At 62.9% G+C, this 18,968-nt stretch carries 10 protein-coding genes and 2 tRNA genes; 6 read left to right on the top strand and 6 right to left on the bottom strand.

What is annotated here, in order from left to right; all coding sequences use genetic code 11:
• Positions 1-32 precede the first annotated feature (32 nt).
• Positions 33-2,282 (top strand): RecQ family ATP-dependent DNA helicase, encoded by a 2,250-nt coding sequence (locus tag M1E05_RS17745; protein ID WP_461163744.1) that lies wholly within the window; start codon positions 33-35, stop codon positions 2,280-2,282.
• Between the two features lie 3 nt (positions 2,283-2,285).
• Here M1E05_RS17745 and M1E05_RS17740 read toward each other — a convergent pair whose 3' ends face one another.
• From M1E05_RS17740 to M1E05_RS17730, 3 genes are all read right to left on the bottom strand, one after another.
• Positions 2,286-3,716: an MFS transporter gene (locus tag M1E05_RS17740; RefSeq protein WP_461163743.1), complete on the bottom strand. Its 1,431-nt coding sequence runs from the start codon at positions 3,714-3,716 to the stop codon at positions 2,286-2,288.
• Positions 3,717-3,802: 86 nt separating this feature from the next.
• A tRNA-Ser gene (locus M1E05_RS17735) sits at positions 3,803-3,890 on the bottom strand.
• 158 nt (positions 3,891-4,048) lie between these two features.
• Complete coding sequence (locus M1E05_RS17730; RefSeq protein WP_461163742.1) at positions 4,049-6,298, bottom strand: prolyl oligopeptidase family serine peptidase; 2,250 nt, start codon at positions 6,296-6,298, stop codon at positions 4,049-4,051.
• 74 nt (positions 6,299-6,372) lie between these two features.
• On the opposite strand from M1E05_RS17730, the gene M1E05_RS17725 reads away from it, so the two are divergent.
• Positions 6,373-8,352: an FAD/NAD(P)-binding protein gene (locus M1E05_RS17725; RefSeq protein WP_461163741.1), complete on the top strand. Its 1,980-nt coding sequence runs from the start codon at positions 6,373-6,375 to the stop codon at positions 8,350-8,352.
• Between the two features lie 102 nt (positions 8,353-8,454).
• On the opposite strand, the gene M1E05_RS17720 is transcribed toward M1E05_RS17725, so the two are convergent.
• The 3 genes from M1E05_RS17720 to M1E05_RS17710 all read right to left on the bottom strand — a co-directional run bounded on the left by M1E05_RS17720 (position 8,455) and on the right by M1E05_RS17710 (position 14,397).
• Positions 8,455-13,029 (bottom strand): ExeM/NucH family extracellular endonuclease, encoded by a 4,575-nt coding sequence (locus M1E05_RS17720; protein ID WP_461163740.1) that lies wholly within the window; start codon positions 13,027-13,029, stop codon positions 8,455-8,457.
• 317 nt (positions 13,030-13,346) lie between these two features.
• Positions 13,347-14,132 (bottom strand): VOC family protein, encoded by a 786-nt coding sequence (locus M1E05_RS17715; protein WP_461163739.1) that lies wholly within the window; start codon positions 14,130-14,132, stop codon positions 13,347-13,349.
• Between the two features lie 177 nt (positions 14,133-14,309).
• A tRNA-Ser gene (locus M1E05_RS17710) sits at positions 14,310-14,397 on the bottom strand.
• A gap of 147 nt (positions 14,398-14,544) precedes the next feature.
• Between M1E05_RS17710 and M1E05_RS17705 the strand changes: the two genes are divergently transcribed.
• From M1E05_RS17705 to M1E05_RS17690, 4 genes are all read left to right on the top strand, one after another.
• Positions 14,545-15,528, top strand: coding sequence for an NAD(P)H-quinone oxidoreductase (locus M1E05_RS17705; protein ID WP_458113261.1), 984 nt, complete (start codon positions 14,545-14,547; stop codon positions 15,526-15,528).
• 127 nt (positions 15,529-15,655) lie between these two features.
• A complete protein-coding gene (locus M1E05_RS17700; protein WP_461163738.1) occupies positions 15,656-16,300 on the top strand; it encodes a PadR family transcriptional regulator in 645 nt (214 codons plus the stop codon).
• Between the two features lie 165 nt (positions 16,301-16,465).
• Positions 16,466-18,763 (top strand): carbon starvation CstA family protein, encoded by a 2,298-nt coding sequence (locus tag M1E05_RS17695; protein ID WP_458113263.1) that lies wholly within the window; start codon positions 16,466-16,468, stop codon positions 18,761-18,763.
• Positions 18,763-18,954, top strand: a complete 192-nt coding sequence (locus M1E05_RS17690; protein ID WP_458113264.1) for a YbdD/YjiX family protein — start codon at positions 18,763-18,765, stop codon at positions 18,952-18,954. Before M1E05_RS17695 ends, M1E05_RS17690 begins: the two co-directional genes overlap by 1 nt.
• The last annotated feature ends 14 nt before the right edge of the window (positions 18,955-18,968 follow it).

Below are 18,968 nucleotides of genomic sequence, written 5' to 3'. Positions count from 1 at the left end.
GGGCTGTCAGAGGTGGCTGGGATACTGAAGCAATGCTCAACAACCGAGATGCCCCTGTTTTTGAAGAGACTGTTCTTGAAGACACTGCTCTTGAAGACACTGATCTTCCTTCCGCTCCTGCCGCCGATGCCGGATCTGTATCCTCATCCGCTTCTGCCATCTACGGCGAGGCGCTTGAAGTGTTGCGGGAGCTTGTTGGCCATCCTGGTGCTGACTTCCACGATGGCCAGTTTGAGGCTATCGAGGCACTCGTTGGCAACGGGCGCAGGGCGCTCGTGGTCCAGCGCACCGGTTGGGGGAAAAGCGCCGTGTATTTCGTGGCATCACTCCTGCTCCGCCGTCGCGGTGCCGGGCCCACCCTCATCGTGTCCCCGCTGCTGGCGCTGATGCGGGACCAGGTGGCCGCCGCGGCACGGGCCGGAGTCAGGGCTGTCGCCATCAACTCGGCCAACCAGCTCGAGTGGGATACCGTCCGGGAGCACTTGGCGGCGGATGAGGTGGACGTGCTGCTGGTGTCACCCGAGAGGCTCACGAATCCCTCGTTCCGGGAGAATCAGTTGCCGGAACTGATCCGGCGGACCGGCCTGCTTGTCATTGACGAGGCCCACTGCATTTCGGACTGGGGGCACGATTTCAGGCCCGACTACCGGCGCATCGCAGACCTGATCACCGAACTTCCGACTACTGTTCCGGTTCTGGCGACCACAGCTACCGCCAACTCCAGGGTGGTTCACGATATTGAAGAACAGCTCGGCGCGGATGTACTGACCATTCGTGGCGCCCTGGGCCGGGAGTCCCTGCGGCTGGGGGTACTCAACCTCCCCGATTCCCGCGACAGGCTCGGGTGGCTGCTGACGCATCTTGCGGAGTTACCAGGAAGCGGCATCATTTACACGCTTACCGTCTCCGCTGCGGAGGATACCGCGCGGCTGCTGGCTGAAGCCGGTCACAAGGTCCTGGCCTATTCGGGGCGAACTGACCCCGCGGACCGGGAACGGGCGGAACAGCAGCTTAAGGACAACCAGGTCAAGGCCTTGGTTGCCACCTCCGCGCTGGGCATGGGTTTTGACAAGCCGGATCTGGGCTTCGTTGTGCACCTTGGAGCCCCGTCATCGCCCGTGGCGTACTACCAGCAGGTTGGCCGTGCCGGTCGAGGGGCGGCCAACGCTGACGTACTTCTTCTGCCCGGATCCGAGGACCGGGATATCTGGCAGTACTTTGCCACGGCGTCCATGCCTTCCGAAGAAAAGGCTGCTGCTGTCCTCACTGCCCTGGCGGACGCCGGAAGCGCTGTGTCCACGGTGGCCTTGGAAGCACGCGTGGACCTGCGCCGGACACCGCTGGAGTTGCTGCTGAAAGTTCTGGCCGTGGATGGAGCAGTGGAGCGGGTAGGCGGAGGCTGGCGCGCCACCGGGATGCCCTGGGTTTACGACTCAGAAAGATACGGCCGTATTGCTGAAGCACGGGTGGACGAACAGGACTCCATGGTCATTTACCAGGACACCGCCGGATGCAGGATGGAGTACATCACCTCGGTCCTCGATGATGCGACGGCGAGGGCCTGCGGACGTTGCGACAACTGTGCGGGGCGCTGGTTCCCTACCGACATCAACTCCTCAGCAACTGAGGCTGCGGGGGCCACGCTCAGCCGCGCAGGTGTGGCCTTGGAGGCCCGTCTTCAGTGGCCCACCGGGATGGACCGGCTGGGCGTACAGGTGAAGGGCAAAATCAAAGCGGATGAGAATGTAGCTGAGGGACGTGTTCTTGGAAGGCTCACAGACCTTGGCTGGGGCGGTTCCCTGCGCGAGCTCTTCGCATCCGGCGCCCCTGACCGGGAGATCGACCCGGCCATGCTTCAGGCGTGCGTCCAGGTTCTTCGGGAGTGGGGTGCGGGCAGCGAGCGTGCGCCGGGTTGGAGCGGGGCAGGCAGGCCTACTGGAATCGTCAGTATTCCCTCCAGGAGCAAGCCGGTCCTGGTGGAGTCACTGGCCCAAGGCATTTCAGGGGTAGGCCGCATTCCGTATCTGGGCCAGCTTCAGCTAGAGCACGGAGGTCCTACCGGCGCCAGGGGAGGGAACAGCGCTTACCGGCTCGCCGGCGTCTGGGATCGCCTGGCTGTGGGACCGGCGCTCGCTGCCGCTTTGGAACCACTCTCCGGCCAAAGCATCATGCTCGTGGACGATCTCACCGACAGCCGCTGGACCGTCACGGTTGCTGCCCGCGCCCTCCGACGAGCAGGCGCCGGAGCAGTTTTGCCCCTGGTGCTGGCGCAGGCAGGCTAGGAGCTAAGGCGCTGCCTTCCGCTCGGGCTGCCGCCCGCGGCTTACTTCGGCGCCAGCGTGGCGTTGCAGGGACAGGCTGTCCAAAGTGCTCAAGAGCATCAGGGCAGCCATCGCCAGGAACGCGCCACGGTACGGTGCAATGGAGTCCCAGCCCAGGGCGCCGGTGCTTTCAAAAATACGCAGGAAGAGGGCACCCAAAGCAATGCCCGAGCCTGCGGCCAGTTGCACCAGGGTCGCGGACACCACGTTGGCTGAGGGCAGTTGCGCCGGGACGATGTCCGCATACTGCACCGAGGCATAGGCCGAGAAGCCAATGGAACGGGCAGCTCCACTGACCACCAGAAGCACAGCAATCAGCGCTTCGGGAGTGCCGGCGTCGAGCATTGAACATAAAACGAAGGTGATGGCCGAGGCAAAGGAGGCAAACACCAGCACAGGCTTGAAGCCGAAACGCCGGATCAGCGGGGTGGTGGCTGGCTTGATGCCGATGTTTCCCGCGAATACGGCGGCCACCATCGCTCCGGCATGCAAAGGGTCCCACCCGAAGGCGTCCTGGAACATCAGGGGAAGCAAAAACGGGATGGCGCTGATGGTGAGCCGGTAGATGAAGCCTCCGGTGGCCGTTGCACGGAATGTCCTGGTGGAGAAAACTCCCAGGTCGAAGAGGGGATGCCCGCTGCGGCGCATCCAGCCGGCAGCAGCGGCGAGGAGCGCCAACCCGAACCCGACGACAGCCCAGGGGAGGACATCGGAGGGATGATGGCCTGCATATTCCAGCCCCACCACTACGGACCCCACGCCCAACGTTGTGAGGGCCAGCCCGGGCCAGTCAAGGCGGCGGTCCCGGTTGCCGGCTCCTTGCGGAACCAGCCGCAGCGCAACCAGGAAGGCGCCAAGCCCCAGGGGAATGTTGATCAGGAAGATCCACTGCCACGACAGGTAGCTGGTCAGCGCCCCGCCGATGACGGGAGCCAACACCGGTGCCAGGAGCCCGGGCCAGACGAGGTAGGCGGTGGCGCGCAGCAGGTCCTGCTTGGGTGTCCCGCGGAGCACCACCAGTGTTCCTACCGGGACCATCATCGCGCCGCCCGCGCCCTGCAGGATCCGGCTCAACGTCAGCATTGTCAGGTCCTGGCTGAGGGCGCAGAGCAGGGAAGCTGCCGTAAAGGTGGCTATGGCGACACAGAATACGTTCCGGGCCCCGAGCCTTTCCGCCAGCCAGGCGCTGATGGGAATCCCCATGGCCACCGTCATGAGGTAGGCGGTCATCGTGATGTTGACGTCGGTTGGTGCAACGCCGAAATCTCTGGCGATACTCGGAATGGCGGTGACCAGCACGGTGCCGTCGAGGAATTCCATAAAGAAGGTGGCCGCCACAAGCAAGGCAAGCCGGGGGCTCCAGGAGGCTGCCGCCACACTGCTGTTGTTTGCCATCCGCTTATCCTCACACGGTCCTTTGGAGGGCTGCGTCAGGTTGTCGCCCTACGCAAAAGGTCCCGGTCGATGACCGGGACCCAACGCGGAGACGGGGGGATTTGAACCCCCGGTGGAGTTGTGCCCCACACTTCATTAGCAGTGAAGCCCATTCGGCCGCTCTGGCACGTCTCCAATTGCTATTACTAGCCCACCAAGGATACGCAGAACGGGCCATGCAGTGCAAAACGGTTCGGGAATGCGGCCCGCAGCATTGGAAGTGCACGCCGGAAAGCTCCTCTGCATCCTTCAGTCCACCCTGCCGACGGACAGCGGGCCCGTTCCAGCTTGGATCATCCGGCCCGTCCGGCAAGGGCCCGCCACAGGAAGTGCTGGCTTCGGCTTTGGAGGGCTGCGGCCTGGCGGTTGTCCGATGCACCTGCATGGCCTCCTTCGAGTGCTTCGTGGTACCAGACGTTGGGAATCCCCATGGCCTGCATGCGGGCCGCCATCTTCCGCGCCTGGACCGGGCCGACACGGTCATCTGAGGTTGCCGTCCAGATGAATGTTTCCGGATAGTCCACGCCGTCCCTGAGGAGGTGGTACGGCGAAAAGGTCCTGATGAAATGCCAGTCCTCAGGGTTGTCGGGGTCGCCGTACTCGGCAATCCAGGAGTGGCCAGCGGACAGCTTCGTGTAGCGCCGCATATCAAGGAGGGGCACACCGCAGGACACGGCGCCAAACAATTCCGGGTACTGCGTGAGCATGTTGCCCACCAGCAGCCCACCATTGGAACCGCCCACGCAGCCCAGGCGTTCGCGTGACGTTACGCCCCGGGAAACCAGATGCCTTGCCACCGCGGCGAAGTCTTCATAGGCGCGGTGCCTCTTCTCCTTCAGCGCAGCCCGGTGCCACGAAGGGCCGTATTCCCCTCCGCCGCGGATGTTCGCCACCACGAAAACTCCGCCACGGGAGTGGCCGGCTGCACCGTCTGAACCCTTACCACCCTTAGAACCGCCACTGTCAGAGCCTGCGGTGCCAACAGTGCGACGCTCCAGCCAGGCCCGTCCGATGGCTCCGCTGTAGGCGGGGGTCCGGGAAATCTCGAAGCCGCCGTAACCGGAAAGCTGGGTGGGGTTCTGCCCATCGAGGACCAGGTCCCTGGATGCCACCTGGAAGTACGGCACCCTGGTGCCGTCCTCGGATACCGCAAAGTGCTGCTGGACCTCGTAGGCCGAGTCGTCAAAGAACGACGGCGAGGACCTGATCACTTCATGGGTGCTGCCCACCGTATTGCCCTCGCGCTTCAACGTTCCGCGGGTCAGGGTGCTGGGGGTGGTGAACCCGGTTGCGACGAGCCAGAAGTCGTCCGCGGAGACCTGGTCCTCATCCTCATCGTCCACGGCGTAGGCCGTGACGTCATGGAGGGGCGGGCAGGCGTCCAGTGCGGAGGAACCCCAGGCTGAACCGCTTTCCTCGGCCGGCCATGACGGATCAAGGACGCGGATCTCGGAGGAAACGTCCCGGAGCAGATTCAGCAGGAGGAAGTTGCGGGTCCAGCTCCACGATTGAAGAGACGTGCTTGAGTCAGGAGCGAACAGGACCACCAGTTCCCGTCCGCCTGACAGGTAATTCTCAAAGTCCGCGGCCAGCAGTGATCCGGCAGGATACGTGGTGCCGTTGACTGTCCAGTCGCCCTGCGGCCTGAAGAGCAACCATTCACGGTGGAGGCTGAGGTTGACGTCAGTGGGAACGTCGATCCGCAGCCAGGAGCCATCGCGGAGTACTGATGTCTGCCGGTTGAAGAAATCGATCCAGTCAACGGCGAAAGTGCGCTCGAACCCCGGTGTGGAGTCGTGGGAGATGAGCGCCATCATGTGGTCCTCGGGGATCTCAAAGAGCCGCTCAGCGGAGGCCAGCGAGCCGCCCCGCCGCAGGATCACACCCGTTCGGGCGTAGGATGATGCCGTTTTCGGCAGTTCTTCCGCGGTGGAGGCCACCAGGAGTGTGTCCGCGTCCAGCCAGGAGACATTGCCCTTTGCCGTAGGCAGGTCGAAGCCGCCATCAGCGGCGTCAACAAAGGTGCGGTTGACGACGTCGAACTCCCGGTACCGGTTGGCGTCGCCACCGTCGGGGGAGAGGGCGAGGAGCACCAGCCGGTGCTGTTCGCCTGCAGGCGGCCTCAGGAAGTCAGCTCCGTGGAAGACCCATTCCTCTCCTTCCTCGGCAGCCAGCGCATCAACGTCAAGGAGAACGTCCCACTCGGGGGACCCGCTGCAGTAGCTGTCCCAAGACGTGCGCCGCCACAGGCCTTTGGGGTTCTTGCCGTCCTTCCAGAAGTTGTAGTACCAACTTCCATGCTTGCCCACCATGGGGATCTTGTCCGTGGAATCAAGGACTTCGAGGACCCGCTCCTCCAGTTCGGCATAATCGGAGTCCTCAAGCAGATCCTCAGTACGGGCGTTCTGTTCGCGGACCCAGGCCAGTTGCTCCTCGCCGTAAATCTTCTCCAGCCAGATGTTCTCGTCGATGGGCTCGGGGGCTGTCGCCGGAGCCGAGGTGTGGCCGGACGCGGGCTGTTGGTCAGCTTCGGTGGTGGTCATGGGCCCATCCAAGCAACATCGGTACACCGCTAGCAAGTCAAGCAGGCACGCCACATGCGGATACGCTGGATGCCGTGGGCATATCTCAAAGGATCCGGACGGCACTGATAGGCGCCGGACCCAGGGGTACCAGCGTGTTGGAACGCCTGCTGGCCAACTGGGCAGCCCGCCCTGCCTCCGAAAAGGGCCATCCCGATGCTGGAAGCCTCCACATTGACGTTGTGGACCCCTATCCCGCCGGACCAGGCCACGTGTGGCAGTCAGGTCAATCCAGGCTCTATCTCATGAACACCCAGTCCTTTTACCCAACGCTGATCCCCCAGGACCCGCAGCTGGCCCCTCCTTTGGCGGGCGGCACTTTTGATCGGTGGCGCCAGGACCAGCAGCAACAGCCCCTGCCATCGCTGACCGCCGAGGAGCGGGCCGAGCTCTCCACCCTCGCAGCCGGAGATTTTCCGAGCCGTGCCCTGTACGGCCGGTACCTGAGCACCACGCTGGAGGAATTGCTCGGCCGTCTTCCCGACGGCGTCACCATCCAGTTCCACAAAACCTCCGCCGTTTCGGTTCGGCATAACGGCAACGGAACGTTCGACGTCGGGCTCGACGACGGCGGCTCCCTCGCCGTTCAGTCAGTGGTCCTGGCCCTGGGGCACCTGGAGGCAAGGCTCAACGCGGAGCAGCGCGCCCTGCAGGCAGGCGCCCGCCAGTTCGGTCTGCTCTACCTCCCTCCGGCGGCACCAGCGGATGTGGACTGGTCCGTTGTCCCGGCGGGCGAACCCGTGCTGGTCCGCGGGATGGGTCTGAACTTCTTTGACGTGATGGGCCAACTCACCGAGGGACGCGGCGGGAAGTACGTGGATGCCGTGAGTCAGGGCGCTCCCGGTTCTTCCGGGCGCTACGCACTGGAGTACCTGCCCTCGGGCCAGGAGCCAAAGATCATCGCAGCCTCCCGCCGGGGGACGCCGTACCGCGCCAAGGCAGCCTTGGCGGGCTATTATCCCCATGCCGTGAGCCTCCGATACCTGACAGACGCAGCCTTGGCCAGGTTTGCCTCAGCCGGCATTGTCCCCTCGTTCGACCATGACTTGTGGCCGCTGCTGCACCGCGATGCCCTCTGGGCCTGCTACACAACGCTGGTCAGGACGAGCCCCGTTGCCGTGAACGAACCGGCTCTGTTCCTGGAGGCGCTTGAGGAGGTTCTGCGTCCCCACGCGCACAGCACCGTCAAATGGGAAAACGAAGTGGACCGGGTGGTCGCGGCGCATGTGGTGCCTTCCGGCAGACTTGACCTTCTAGGGCTGGCCGCCCCGCTGGCCGGAAGGTCCTTCGCATCCCGCAGTGACCTCGACGCCGCCGTCGTGGACTATCTGGAGGACGACGCCCGCCGCTCAGCCCTCGGTGAAGACGATCCCGTCAAAATGACCATTGGCGCCCTGCATCACGGGCGGGCGGTGCTGAAATCGGCAGTGGCCGACGGCGGCATCACCGATGAGTCCTGGGTCGGCGGCCTGCGCGGCTGGTTCGAGTCGTTCGTCGAAGGGCTGGCCAGCGGTCCGCCTGCCATTCGCTCGGAGCAGCTGGCTGCTCTCGCCCGTGCCGGAGTGGTCAGTTTTGTGGGCCCCGATCCCAAGTTCGGCCTCGACAGGACGTCCCGGCAGTTCTCGGCCGCTTCCCCCTGGGTCAGGACCGGCAGCGTCAAGGCCAGCACTCTCCTTGAAGCGCTGGCCCCGGCGAACAGGGTGGCCCGAAACAAGTCCACGCTGCTGGAACAGCTGTTGGCCGACGGGCTCGTCAGGCCGCGGCTCATGATGACAGCGGAGGGTACTCCGGTGGAAACCTCCGGATTGGATGTGCAGCCGCATCCCTACCGGGCTGTGGCCGCGAACGGCTCTGTTACAAACGGCCTCTATGTTCTTGGCCTGCAGTTATCGGCGGCGCAATGGGGCACCGCGATTGCAGCCGAAGCCAGGCAGCAACATGGACCGGTCTACCCGAGCGGGCAACGGACCCTGCGGGACGCCGACGAGATCGCCCGCGCCATCTTGGGACTCTGACTTTCTGCCTGACTGAGGCTTCCCTCCTTCCTGATGCCGTCAGGGCAAGGCAAAGGGGGCATGCCTCCCGTTATCGGAAGGCATGCCCCTGCTTCTGATAGATCAGCCCTTCAGGCACTTCCGGTACTCAATGAGAGCGAAGGCGTACCTGATCCAGCCGCGGACGTCGTACCACTTGGCGGGCGGAACCGGTGCGGTGCAGACAGGAGGAACGGGTCCGCTGGACGCCACACGGACATCGGTCTTGATCACTGTCCCGGATTCCGCAGCGGTGAGGACAAGCGTTGCCGTTCCTACCGCGGCACCGGCCGGTACCTTGACGTCCACAGTGGCGGCGCCGCCGGAGACGCCGATGCTGCCAAGCTCGGTGGACACACCGGAAGCGTCAACAAAGACGGCCTTCAGGGAAGTGTTCACCGGACTGCCGAGTGAGGCGAGATCCAGCTTGGAGACAGCCAGCGAGATAGGCTCGCCCGCTTTGACGTCAGTGGCCGTCGTGTTCACTACGGCCACGCTGCGCCGCGCGAAATCGGGGGATACGGGATTGTGTTCCTGCAGGTACTTGATCCACGCATCCCTGTCCACGAGTCCCGAGTCCTTGGTGTTGGCTCCTTCCTTGAAGACCCGGAAGTTATCCCCTCCTGTGGCGAGGAAGCTGAACGTCCCGATCCGGTAGGCCTTCGCCGGATCAACTGGGACCCCGCCCACGCGGATGGAGGTGATGCGGTCTCCGGCGGGCCGGGCGGCGTCGAACGTGTAGTTGACGTTCTTGGAAAGCCCCAGTTGCTGGTAGGCGCGGCTGGGCACCGTGCCGTCGGGATTCGTCTGCCACTGCTGCTCCAGCAGCGTCTTGAACTGCGCACCGGTCAGGGACGTCGTCCATAGATTGTTCACGAACGGCAGTACGGCGTTGGCCTCGGCATAGGTGATGGTTCCGTCAGGTGCGAAGTACAACTCGTTCCGCAAACCGCCGGGATTCACGACGCCGATCTCCGCGCCGCCGAGTTCCGCCGTTCCCAGGCTGGCAGCGAGGGAATCGGCCACGAGGTTACCCAATGTGGATTCGCTGGCGCGGTCATCACGCTTGGCAGGACCGCCGGCGGGATCAGGGCTGAACGCCGTGGTGATATCCGCGGTGACCTTGCCGACCGGCTGGTTACCGACAACCGCGGCGTCAGCGATGGCCTTGTCCACGATGGTCTTCACTGCTGCCACGCGCGGGTATTTGGCGACAATGTCCGCCGCCGTTTCAGTGGCAGTGGGCACGAACCGTTTGACGTTGCCGGCTTTGTACCCGGTCACGGCCATGGTGGCTGTATCTACCGTGAGCTGGATCTGGCCGACGTTCTCGCCGTAGTTGCCGGTCTGGACGATGGGGCGTGTCTTGCCCTCGACGCCGGGAACAGGCGCGTCCCAGGAGTACTCCTTGTGCGTGTGCCCGTTGAAAATGGCATCCACTTCTGCGGATGTTTGGTTGACGAGCCGTGCGAAGGGGCCGCCTGCTGCGACTTCCTCCTCCAGAGTGGCGCCTTCGGGTGCTCCCGAGCCGGCGCCGTCGTGGTTTTCGACGATGATGATGTCGGCAAGGTCTTCAGCGGTAATGCGGGCGGCGACGCGGTTGATTGCGTCGACGGGATCACCGAACTCCAGTTCGGTGATCCCACCGGGAGTGACCAGCGACGGAACCTCCTGCGTGACGGTTCCAATCACAGCAACCCTGACGCTGTTCATGTCCAGCACCGTGTACTCCGGCAGCGCCGGCTCGGTGGTGCCCTTCTTGTACACATTCGCCCCAAGGTGCGCGAACCTGGCGTTGGCACCCCCGGCAATGACTCGGTCCCGGAGATCGGCGAAACCGCCGTCGAACTCATGGTTTCCCACTGCCGAGGCCTTCAGGTCGAGGGCATTGAGGACATCGATGGTGGGCTGGTCTTTGGCGACAGCCGAGGCGAACAGTGAGGCACCGATGTTGTCGCCCGCCGAGATGAAGGCGGTGGGACCCGGTGCAGCGGCACGCAGTTTCTCGATGGTGCCGGCAAACAGGACCGTGTTGCTGTCGATCCTGCCATGGAAATCGTTGATGCCCAGGAAGTTCAGCTCTGCGGTCGCGGGAGTTTCGGTAGTCAGGTCCAGGCCCACCACCACGGGATCGTGATCGCTGGCACGGAACTGATCGGGAGCGTAGTAGTTGGTCACGTTGTTGTTGTACCTGCTGTACTCCAGAGCCACTGACTCCACAGAGTTGATGTTCCAGATGTCAGCGCCGGTAACAACCGCATTGGCGGCGGGGGAGGCTAGCACGTGGTCAAGGGAACCCACCAGTCCGCCAAAGAGGTAGGAGTGTTTGGCTGAGCCGTCCGTGTTGCGGGCCTTTTCGTCTTGGTTTACATACCCGGCCGCCCGGAAAACGTTGAGCGGATCCTCCTGTGCGTAGGCGTTGAAATCTCCCATCAGGAAGACCTTGTCAGTGCCCTGCGAGCGCTGGAGCTCGTTGGAGAATGCCAGAAGGGATTTGGCTTGTTCTGTACGTGCGAGGTTGGCGTTGCCCTGACCCTTGTCCGTGTCCGAGGGATCTGCCGGGGGAGGTGAGCCCTTGGACTTGAAGTGGTTGGCGATGGCGATGAATTTCTTGTCATCAGCCGCGCCTGACGGTTTGAACGCCTGCGCCAGCGGCTTGCGGGCGCTCGCGAAAGCAACGGTGTCGTTGTGGATGATGGATTCGCCTACTGGGAGGGCGGTGGCCTTCTTATAGATGAAAGCAGTCCTGATCATGTCCTCGTCAGCCAGCGGCGGAGCATTGGCCGGGCTGCGGACGTAATCCCACACCCCTGGCGTTTCGACGTTGAGGGCCTCAACAAGCTTGGCAAGGGCGTCATCCCTGTCCTTGCCGAACTGGGCGGAGTTCTCCACCTCCATAAGAGAAACGACGTCGGCGCCGGCTTTGCTGATGGCGGCGACGATCTTGTCCTGCTGGCGCTTAAGGTTCTCAGCGTTGGCCGCCCCGCGGACGTTGCAGCCGTCCTTGACCGTGATCGGGTTTCCGTTGCGGTCGGTGTAGAAATTGCAGCCGGCCACCTGGTCGCCGGTTGTGGGGAAGTAGTTCAGCACATTGAAGGAGGCAATCTTCAGGTTTCCTCCGACGGCCGCGGGAGCGTCTGTCCGGGTGCCACCGAAGGTTGCGGGCTGGGCAGTGGCAGCGTTACCGGCGGTCAATGCTGTCAGCGGCTGGAGCTTCCACGCGTTGTTGGCATAGCCGAGCACCACGTTGGTGGTGAACGTGACGGGGGCTCCGACCCGCACAGGATCAGTGGCAGTGAGGTACGGCAGGACCTGTCCTTTGGTGGCCGCATCCTTGAGGAAATTTGTGGTGGCGCCGTCATCGAGCTTGATGCCGCGCGCAGCGTTGGCGGCGACGGCGGCGTTGTACTCAGCGGATCCGTAAGGGGCCACTGCGGTTGGCTGGACCAGCGGGGCAGTGCCGCCCGCCAGGCCGATCTCGCCGTACTGGTTCAGTGAGTAGTTGTCAGTGACGGTGACTGGACCTTGCGGAGCGAGAAGCATGCCCTCGAGGGATTCCCGGAAGGTTTCCTCTGCGGGAAGGCTGAAGCCGGTGGCTTTCACCTCGGCGGCAGGTTCAGTCAGTTTGCGCACCTGGCCCGCGTCAGACGCCGTGAGCTGCGTCATTCCGAAGAACTCGCTGACTGCGCCGGTCACCTCCACGAAGTCGCCGATCTGGACTGACCCCACCGCTGAGGGCGAGTAGACAAAAACAGCGTCCGACGCCGGGTGGTTGGCCTGAGTGAGGTCTCCACCCCTTCCCGCCGTCTGGAGGTAGAAACCGGCGATGCCGCCGGTAGGGAAGGCGGCTGTGACTTTGCCCCTGGTGGTAACAGTGCTGCCGGCAAGAGGGCTGGCGGGGCCTGCGCCTTGAATTTCGGCGATTGTTTTCACCATGGGCGCCGGGGTGGGACCGGGATCTACAGGGCCAGGATCTCCTGGACCCGGATTTCCTGTTCCGCCGGCGGCCGTGGGGGTGATCGAGGCACTCAGGGTGAAGTCGGCTGAATTGCTGTTGCTGTCCGCCCCGCCGGTACGGTTGAGGCTTTTAACGTCTGTGTTTCCGCCAGGGGCTGTGGCTGCCTGGGTTTCGAAGGTGTTGGTGGTCCCATATCCCAGCAGGTCAGCGATGTTCGCCGCTTCAACCACTGAGCCCGTAGGCAACGGGTTTATGGCGGTTGTCTGCCTGGCCAGGACGATTGTTCCGGTGGTTCCCGCCGGGTTGAAGCCAGTGGCCACAACATCTGCGGTGGGCAGTTCGGCTGCCGTTGATGTGGCGCTGTTGGTGGCGCCCTTGATCAGGTAGTGGCCCTTGGCGGGGATGCTGCCGCTAAGGGGAGCCACATTGTTCGGCAGTCCTGTACCTCCGCCCGCCCTGTATTGGAGTGACCAGCCGTCCAGTGGCACTGCGACGTCGGAGCCGTTGTAAAGCTCAACGAATTTGTTCTTATAGGCCGCCCCTGCGCTTCCGCCGCTGAGGTAGGCCTCGTTGATGATTACTGGTGAACTGCCTGCGGCTGGTGAGACCTCTGCCGCCACGGCCGGAACAGCTGCCAGCGGGGCGATGAGCCCCGCCGCCAGTGCTGTACCCAGCGCGATTTTCCAAGGTGTACGGTGCATTCGCTCTGACTCTCGTTAGGTGGCCCTGGGTGAGGGACCTCATTGAAGGCATCCGGGTTGTACCAACGGACACCGGGACCGGCCTGTACTCCTGGTCAAAGTAGTTTCCGGCACATGAAAACAGCGTTAAATGAACGCAGGATGACCTGGGCGTGCATTCGATGAAACGTCCCCCAGCGAAACGTTTCACCCCTCACATGCCAAAAGAATACCGGCCAGTAGCTTCGAGGGAAGCTCCCGGCCGGTATTTTTACAGCAAATTGTTGAAAGGCCTCCAAGGTGCGGAACTAGGCGCCTCGGAGGCCTCCCTGGCTGCTTTAGGCGCCCTGGTCCACAGCCTCAATGATCTTGAAGGTGGCGCCCGTAGGATCGGCGAGGGTAGCTACCCGGCCGAACGGGCTGTCCTGGGCCGGCTCCAGAACGGAGGCCCCCATGGAAACCGCCTTCTCGACGGCGGCATCGGTGTCCTCAACCCCGAAATACACCTGCCAGTGGGACGGAATATGCTCAGGCAGGAACAGTGAAGCGTCGATGATTCCTGCCCGGGCTGCATCCCCGGCTCCAAGGGTGGTGTATTTGAAATCCGGAGCGTCACTCATGACCTCCGTCTCCCAGGCAAAAACGTCCTGGTAGAACCTGATCGCGGCGGGGTAGTCCTTCGCATGGAGTTCGTGCCAGACCGGGGCGCCGGGTTCGGCCGCAATCTGGAACCCCTTGTGCTCACGGCGCTGCCACACACCGAAGGCAGCACCCGCCGGGTCCCCGAAGAATGCCATTTGTCCCTGCTCGGGCACATCCATGGGCTCCATGAACACCTGACCGCCGTGTTCAGCGACGGCGGTGGCGGTCGCCGCGACGTCCTCCGCGGCGAGGTAGGTGGACCACGCGTCGGGCATGCCGGCCTGGTCTTCCTGTTTGGGCATAATGCCGGCTACTGCCTTGCCGTTCTTGGCGGCCGAAACGTAGCCGCCGTACATCTCCTGGTCGCCGGTCTCAAAAGTCCAGCCGAAGAGTTCGCCATAGAAGGACTTCGCTTTTTCCGCATCCGAGGTCATGAGGTCGATCCAGCAGGGATCACCTGGGTGGATGTCAGGAGTGGGCATGATTGCTCCTAGATAGGTCAGTGTTGAGTGCATCAACAGCGATGGGCCACCACCGCATGGTTGTTGGGGCAGCGGCGACAGGACAGACACTATGCCGAGGCACCGACCGTTTCAATGGCTCTTAAGCGAAAAGTGCCCCAGGTTCTGATGAAATTCAGAACCTGGGGCACTTGTTCGCGGAAGGTAAGAGATTCGAACTCTTGGTACGGGGTTACCGCACACTAGTTTTCAAGACTAGCTCCTTCGGCCGCTCGGACAACCTTCCAGTAACAGTAGTGTTTCATAGGCAGTTGGCTGCGACAAAAACAGTGTTGCTGAAACAATTCCGGCAAGCCTTTCGGTGACAATGGAAAAAGTGCAGCCGGAACCAGGGTCCGGGCGCAGGAATCAGCTAGGTAACGGGGAGTTTTCAATGAAGGCCGTCTACATCTCGCAGCCCGGAGGGCCTGAAGCCCTGGAAATCCGGAACGTCCCCGCACCGGTTCCCGGTCCCGGTGAGGTGCTTATCGACGTCGTCGCCGCAGGCCTTAACAGGGCGGATGTCCAGCAGCGGAAGGGTTATTACCCGCCTCCGGCGGGTGCCTCGGAAATTCCCGGGCTGGAGGTATCAGGACGGATCGCCGGCTTTGGGCCCGACGTTGCCAAGCCGTTCAGCATGGGGGACAAAGTAGTGGCGCTGCTCGCAGGCGGGGGATACGCCGAGCAGGTGGCCGTGCCCGCCGGGCAGGTCCTGAGGGTCCCCGACGGCGTAGACCTGGTCACTGCAGCCGCGCTGCCCGAGGTAGCGGCTACTGTCTACTCCAACCTCATGATGACGGCGCAACTGCAGCCCGGCGAGACTGTGCTGATCCATGGTGCCACCGGCGGCATCGGAACCATGGCCGTCCAGTTGGCGAAGGCCTTCGGGGCCAAAGTTGCCACAACTGCCGGAACGGCGGAGAAGGTCAGCACCGCAACAGCATTCCTCGGCGCCGATATCGCCATCAACTATGCCGAGGAAGATTTTGGTGCGAGCCTCCGTGCACAAAACGGCGGGCGGGGCGCGGATGTGATTCTCGACGTCGTCGGGGCCAAATACCTGAAGCAGAACGTCGACGCGCTCGCTGACTATGGACGGTTGATCGTGATTGGCCTTCAGGGCGGGACCAAAGGGGAGTTGGACCTCGGGAAACTCCTGGGCAAACGGGCAGCGATCGTCGGGACCGCCTTGCGTCCGCGGCCATCGGAGGAAAAAGCCGTCATCATGAACGCCGTCCGGGAGTCAGTCTGGCCCTTGCTCTCCGATGGCAGAATCAAGGTTCTGGTAGCCAAAACTTTCCCGTTGGACCAGGTGCGCGCCGCCCACGAGTACTTCGACTCGGGTGAACACATGGGCAAAGTCCTGCTCGTCATCTAAATCCGAGATTTGCGGCGTGGGTTTTTGTCCTGGGGTTCCACAACGCTAGGGTTGTTCCATACGCGGTATGCACGCGTCTAGCTTGGGGGCGCGTGCGTACCGGTGTCCGGCTATCAGCGGGAGCCGAATGTCCGTTCGTCACAGTCTTCTGGCCCTGCTCCAGGACCAGGCGCGCTACGGCTACCAGTTACGGGTGGAATTCCAGGACCGGACCGGGGCCACCTGGCCCCTGAATATCGGCCAGGTCTACACCACGCTTGACCGTTTGGAGCGTGACGGTCTCGTGAAGAAAGACGGCGACGACGGCGCCGGCCACGTCATCTACAGCATCACCGAGGCGGGCCGGACACAGGTTCAGAGCTGGTTCGCCGCGCCGGTGGAGCGGGACAGTCCGCCACGAAACGAACTCGCCATCAAACTCGCCCTGGCGGTTACCCTGCCGGGAGTAGATGTGAGTGCGATCATTCAGGTTCAACGGACCGCTTCAATGGCTGCGCTCCAGGAGTACACCAGAGCCCGCAGGGACACAGCGGCGAACCAGCGCACTGTGGATACCGCGTCGCTGCTTGTGCTGGACTCGCTGATTTTCCAGACAGAGGCGGAGGTCCGGTGGCTTGACCTCTGCGAAGCCCGCATGATCCAGCTCTCGCAGAACTCCAATGGGAGCGCCGGAAACGCGAGCCCGGGCAGCCTCAGCCAAGCCAGCCCAAGCCAAGCCAGCCTCAGCCAAGCCAACGGCGGGCCTCCTTCGATTGCCAGGCCTGCCCCGTGAGCTGGCGTCAACCCCCGGGCGGCTCGGTTGTCACGCAATTTGACCCTTTGTAATGATGTTCCGACGAGCGGTGACGTCAAGTACTGTGAGCACTGCGTCGGGGGATGTGGGGCTCCGCCCGGCGAAAACGAGCACAACGCTCTACCGGGTTCTCAAGGAGGAGACGTGGGAAAAACGTACGAAGAAGAATCGCCGAACACATTGTCGGAGGATCTTTTGGAAGGCGATCCGGCCCTTCCCGCTACCGCGGTGAATGAGGCCAAGGAAGCTGAAGACGCTAAATGGACCCCGGCCAAGATCGGGCTGTGGGTAGCAATTGCACTTTTAGGCGGCGTGGCCTGGTTCATGCTCGCCATTGTCCGGGGCGAAACGGTAAACGCCATCTGGTTTGTCTTTGCCTCGGTCTGCACGTACTTGATCGGATACCGCTTTTACTCGAAGGTGATCGAACGCTACATCACCAAGCCGAATGACCGCCGCGCCACACCAGCTGAATACAAGGCGGACGGAAAAGACTATGTCCGCACTGACCGCAACGTCCTGTTCGGACATCACTTTGCTGCCATCGCAGGCGCCGGTCCCCTCGTCGGACCTGTCATCGCGGCTCAAATGGGATACCTTCCGGGCACCATCTGGATCATCATCGGCGTCGTTCTTGCCGGTGCCGTCCAGGATTACCTTGTCCTGTTCTTTTCCATGCGCCGCGGTGGCCGTTCTTTGGGGCAGATGGCCCGCGAAGAACTTGGCCTGATCGGCGGCACTGCCGCCCTCGTGGCCACGCTGCTCATTATGGTGATCATCGTCGCCATCCTGGCGCTCGTCGTCGTGAACGCCCTCGGCGAAAGCCCCTGGGGCGTTTTCTCGGTGGGCATGACCATCCCGATTGCGCTCTTTATGGGGGTGTACCTGCGCTTCATCCGTCCGGGCAAGGTCCTGGAAGTATCGATCATCGGATTCGTGCTGTTGATGGCTGCAATCATTGGCGGCGGTGCTGTGGCTGGCACAGAGTGGGGTGCCGCCTTCTTCCACCTGGATAAGGTCACTATCGCCTGGGGCCTCATTGTCTACGGCTTCATTGCTGCGATCCTGCCCGTTTGGTTGCTCCTGGCGCCGCGTGACTACCTCTCCACGTTTATGAAGATCGGCGTGATTGTGATGCTGGCCCTGGCCATCATTGTGGTCCGCCCGGAAATTACCGTCCCGGCCTTCAGCGAGTTCGCCAGCCGGGACAACGGCCCGGTATTTTCCGGCGCGTTGTTCCCGTTCCTGTTCGTCACTATCGCCTGTGGGGCGCTCTCGGGGTTCCATGCCCTCATCGCTTCCGGTACCACCCCCAAGCTCATCGAAAAGGAGCGCCAGACCCGGCTCATTGGCTACGGCGGGATGCTGATGGAGTCGTTCGTGGCCATCATGGCCCTCGTTGCCGCCATTTCCATCGACCGCGGCCTGTACTTTGCCATGAACTCTCCGGCCGCCCTGACGGGGGGAACCATAGAAACTGCAGCGGCCTGGGTCAACAGCCTGGGCTTGTCCGGCGTCAACCTCACACCGGACTTCCTGGCGCAGACAGCGGCAAACGTCGGCGAAGAAAGCATCGTTTCCCGGACAGGCGGGGCTCCGACGCTGGCCGTGGGCCTTGCGCACATCATGCAGCAGTTCATCGGCGGCACTTCGATGATGGCGTTCTGGTACCACTTTGCCATCATGTTCGAGGCGCTCTTCATTCTCACAGCGGTCGACGCCGGCACGCGTGTTGCGCGGTTCATGCTTCAGGATTCCATCGGAAACTTTGTCCCCAAATTCAAGGAAGCGTCCTGGCGTCCCGGGGCCTGGCTTTGCACAGCCGTCATGGTCGGAGCGTGGGGCGCTGTTCTGCTGATGGGTGTCACCGATCCGCTCGGCGGCATCAATACACTTTTCCCGCTGTTCGGAATCGCCAACCAGCTGCTGGCCGCTATTGCACTGGCGGTGTGCATGGCCATTGCTGCCAAGCGTGGGTCCTTCAAGTACATCTGGATTGTGGCGGCGCCGCTTGCGTTTGCTGCCGTTGTCACCATTACGGCGAGCTTCCACAAGATCTTCTCTCCGGTCCCCGCTGTGGGCTACTTCGCGAATAACGCCGCATTCTCCAAGGCACTCGACGAGGGCAAGACCTCCTTCGGTACGGCCAAGACGGTGACAGCGATGGAAGCCGTTGTGCGAAACACCACCGTGCAGGGCTGGCTGTCGGTGATTTTCGTGACGTTGAGCATCATCGTCATCATCACCGCGGTGCGGGCTACTGTGAAGGCCTTCAGGAACGCAGCCTCGGGCATCCCCAACAAGGATCACGAGGACCAGGCGAGCGCATCCCGGGTCTACGCACCCGCTGGCCTGATTCCAACCCCTTCAGAACGTGCGCTGATGGCGGAATGGAACAAGCTTCCTGCGGATAAGCGGCTTGAGAGATCCGGACATCACTGATGAACGGAGTGAAGGCAGGGTTCCGCGGCTTTGCCCAGTATCTTGGCGCCCTGGTCGGTGCCGACGCGTACCGGAAATACCTGGAGCACCACGAGGCATCCGGGCATGACGGCCCGCCACTGAGCGAGCGGGAGTTCTGGCGCGACAGGACCGACCGTCAGGACAACAATCCGCAAGGACGATGCTGTTGAAGTAAACGGTGAGG

The organism is Arthrobacter sp. R4-81 (assembly GCF_054792365.1).
The sequence above is the reverse complement of the archived record's forward strand: the minus strand, read 5'-3'. Positions and strand labels throughout refer to the sequence as shown.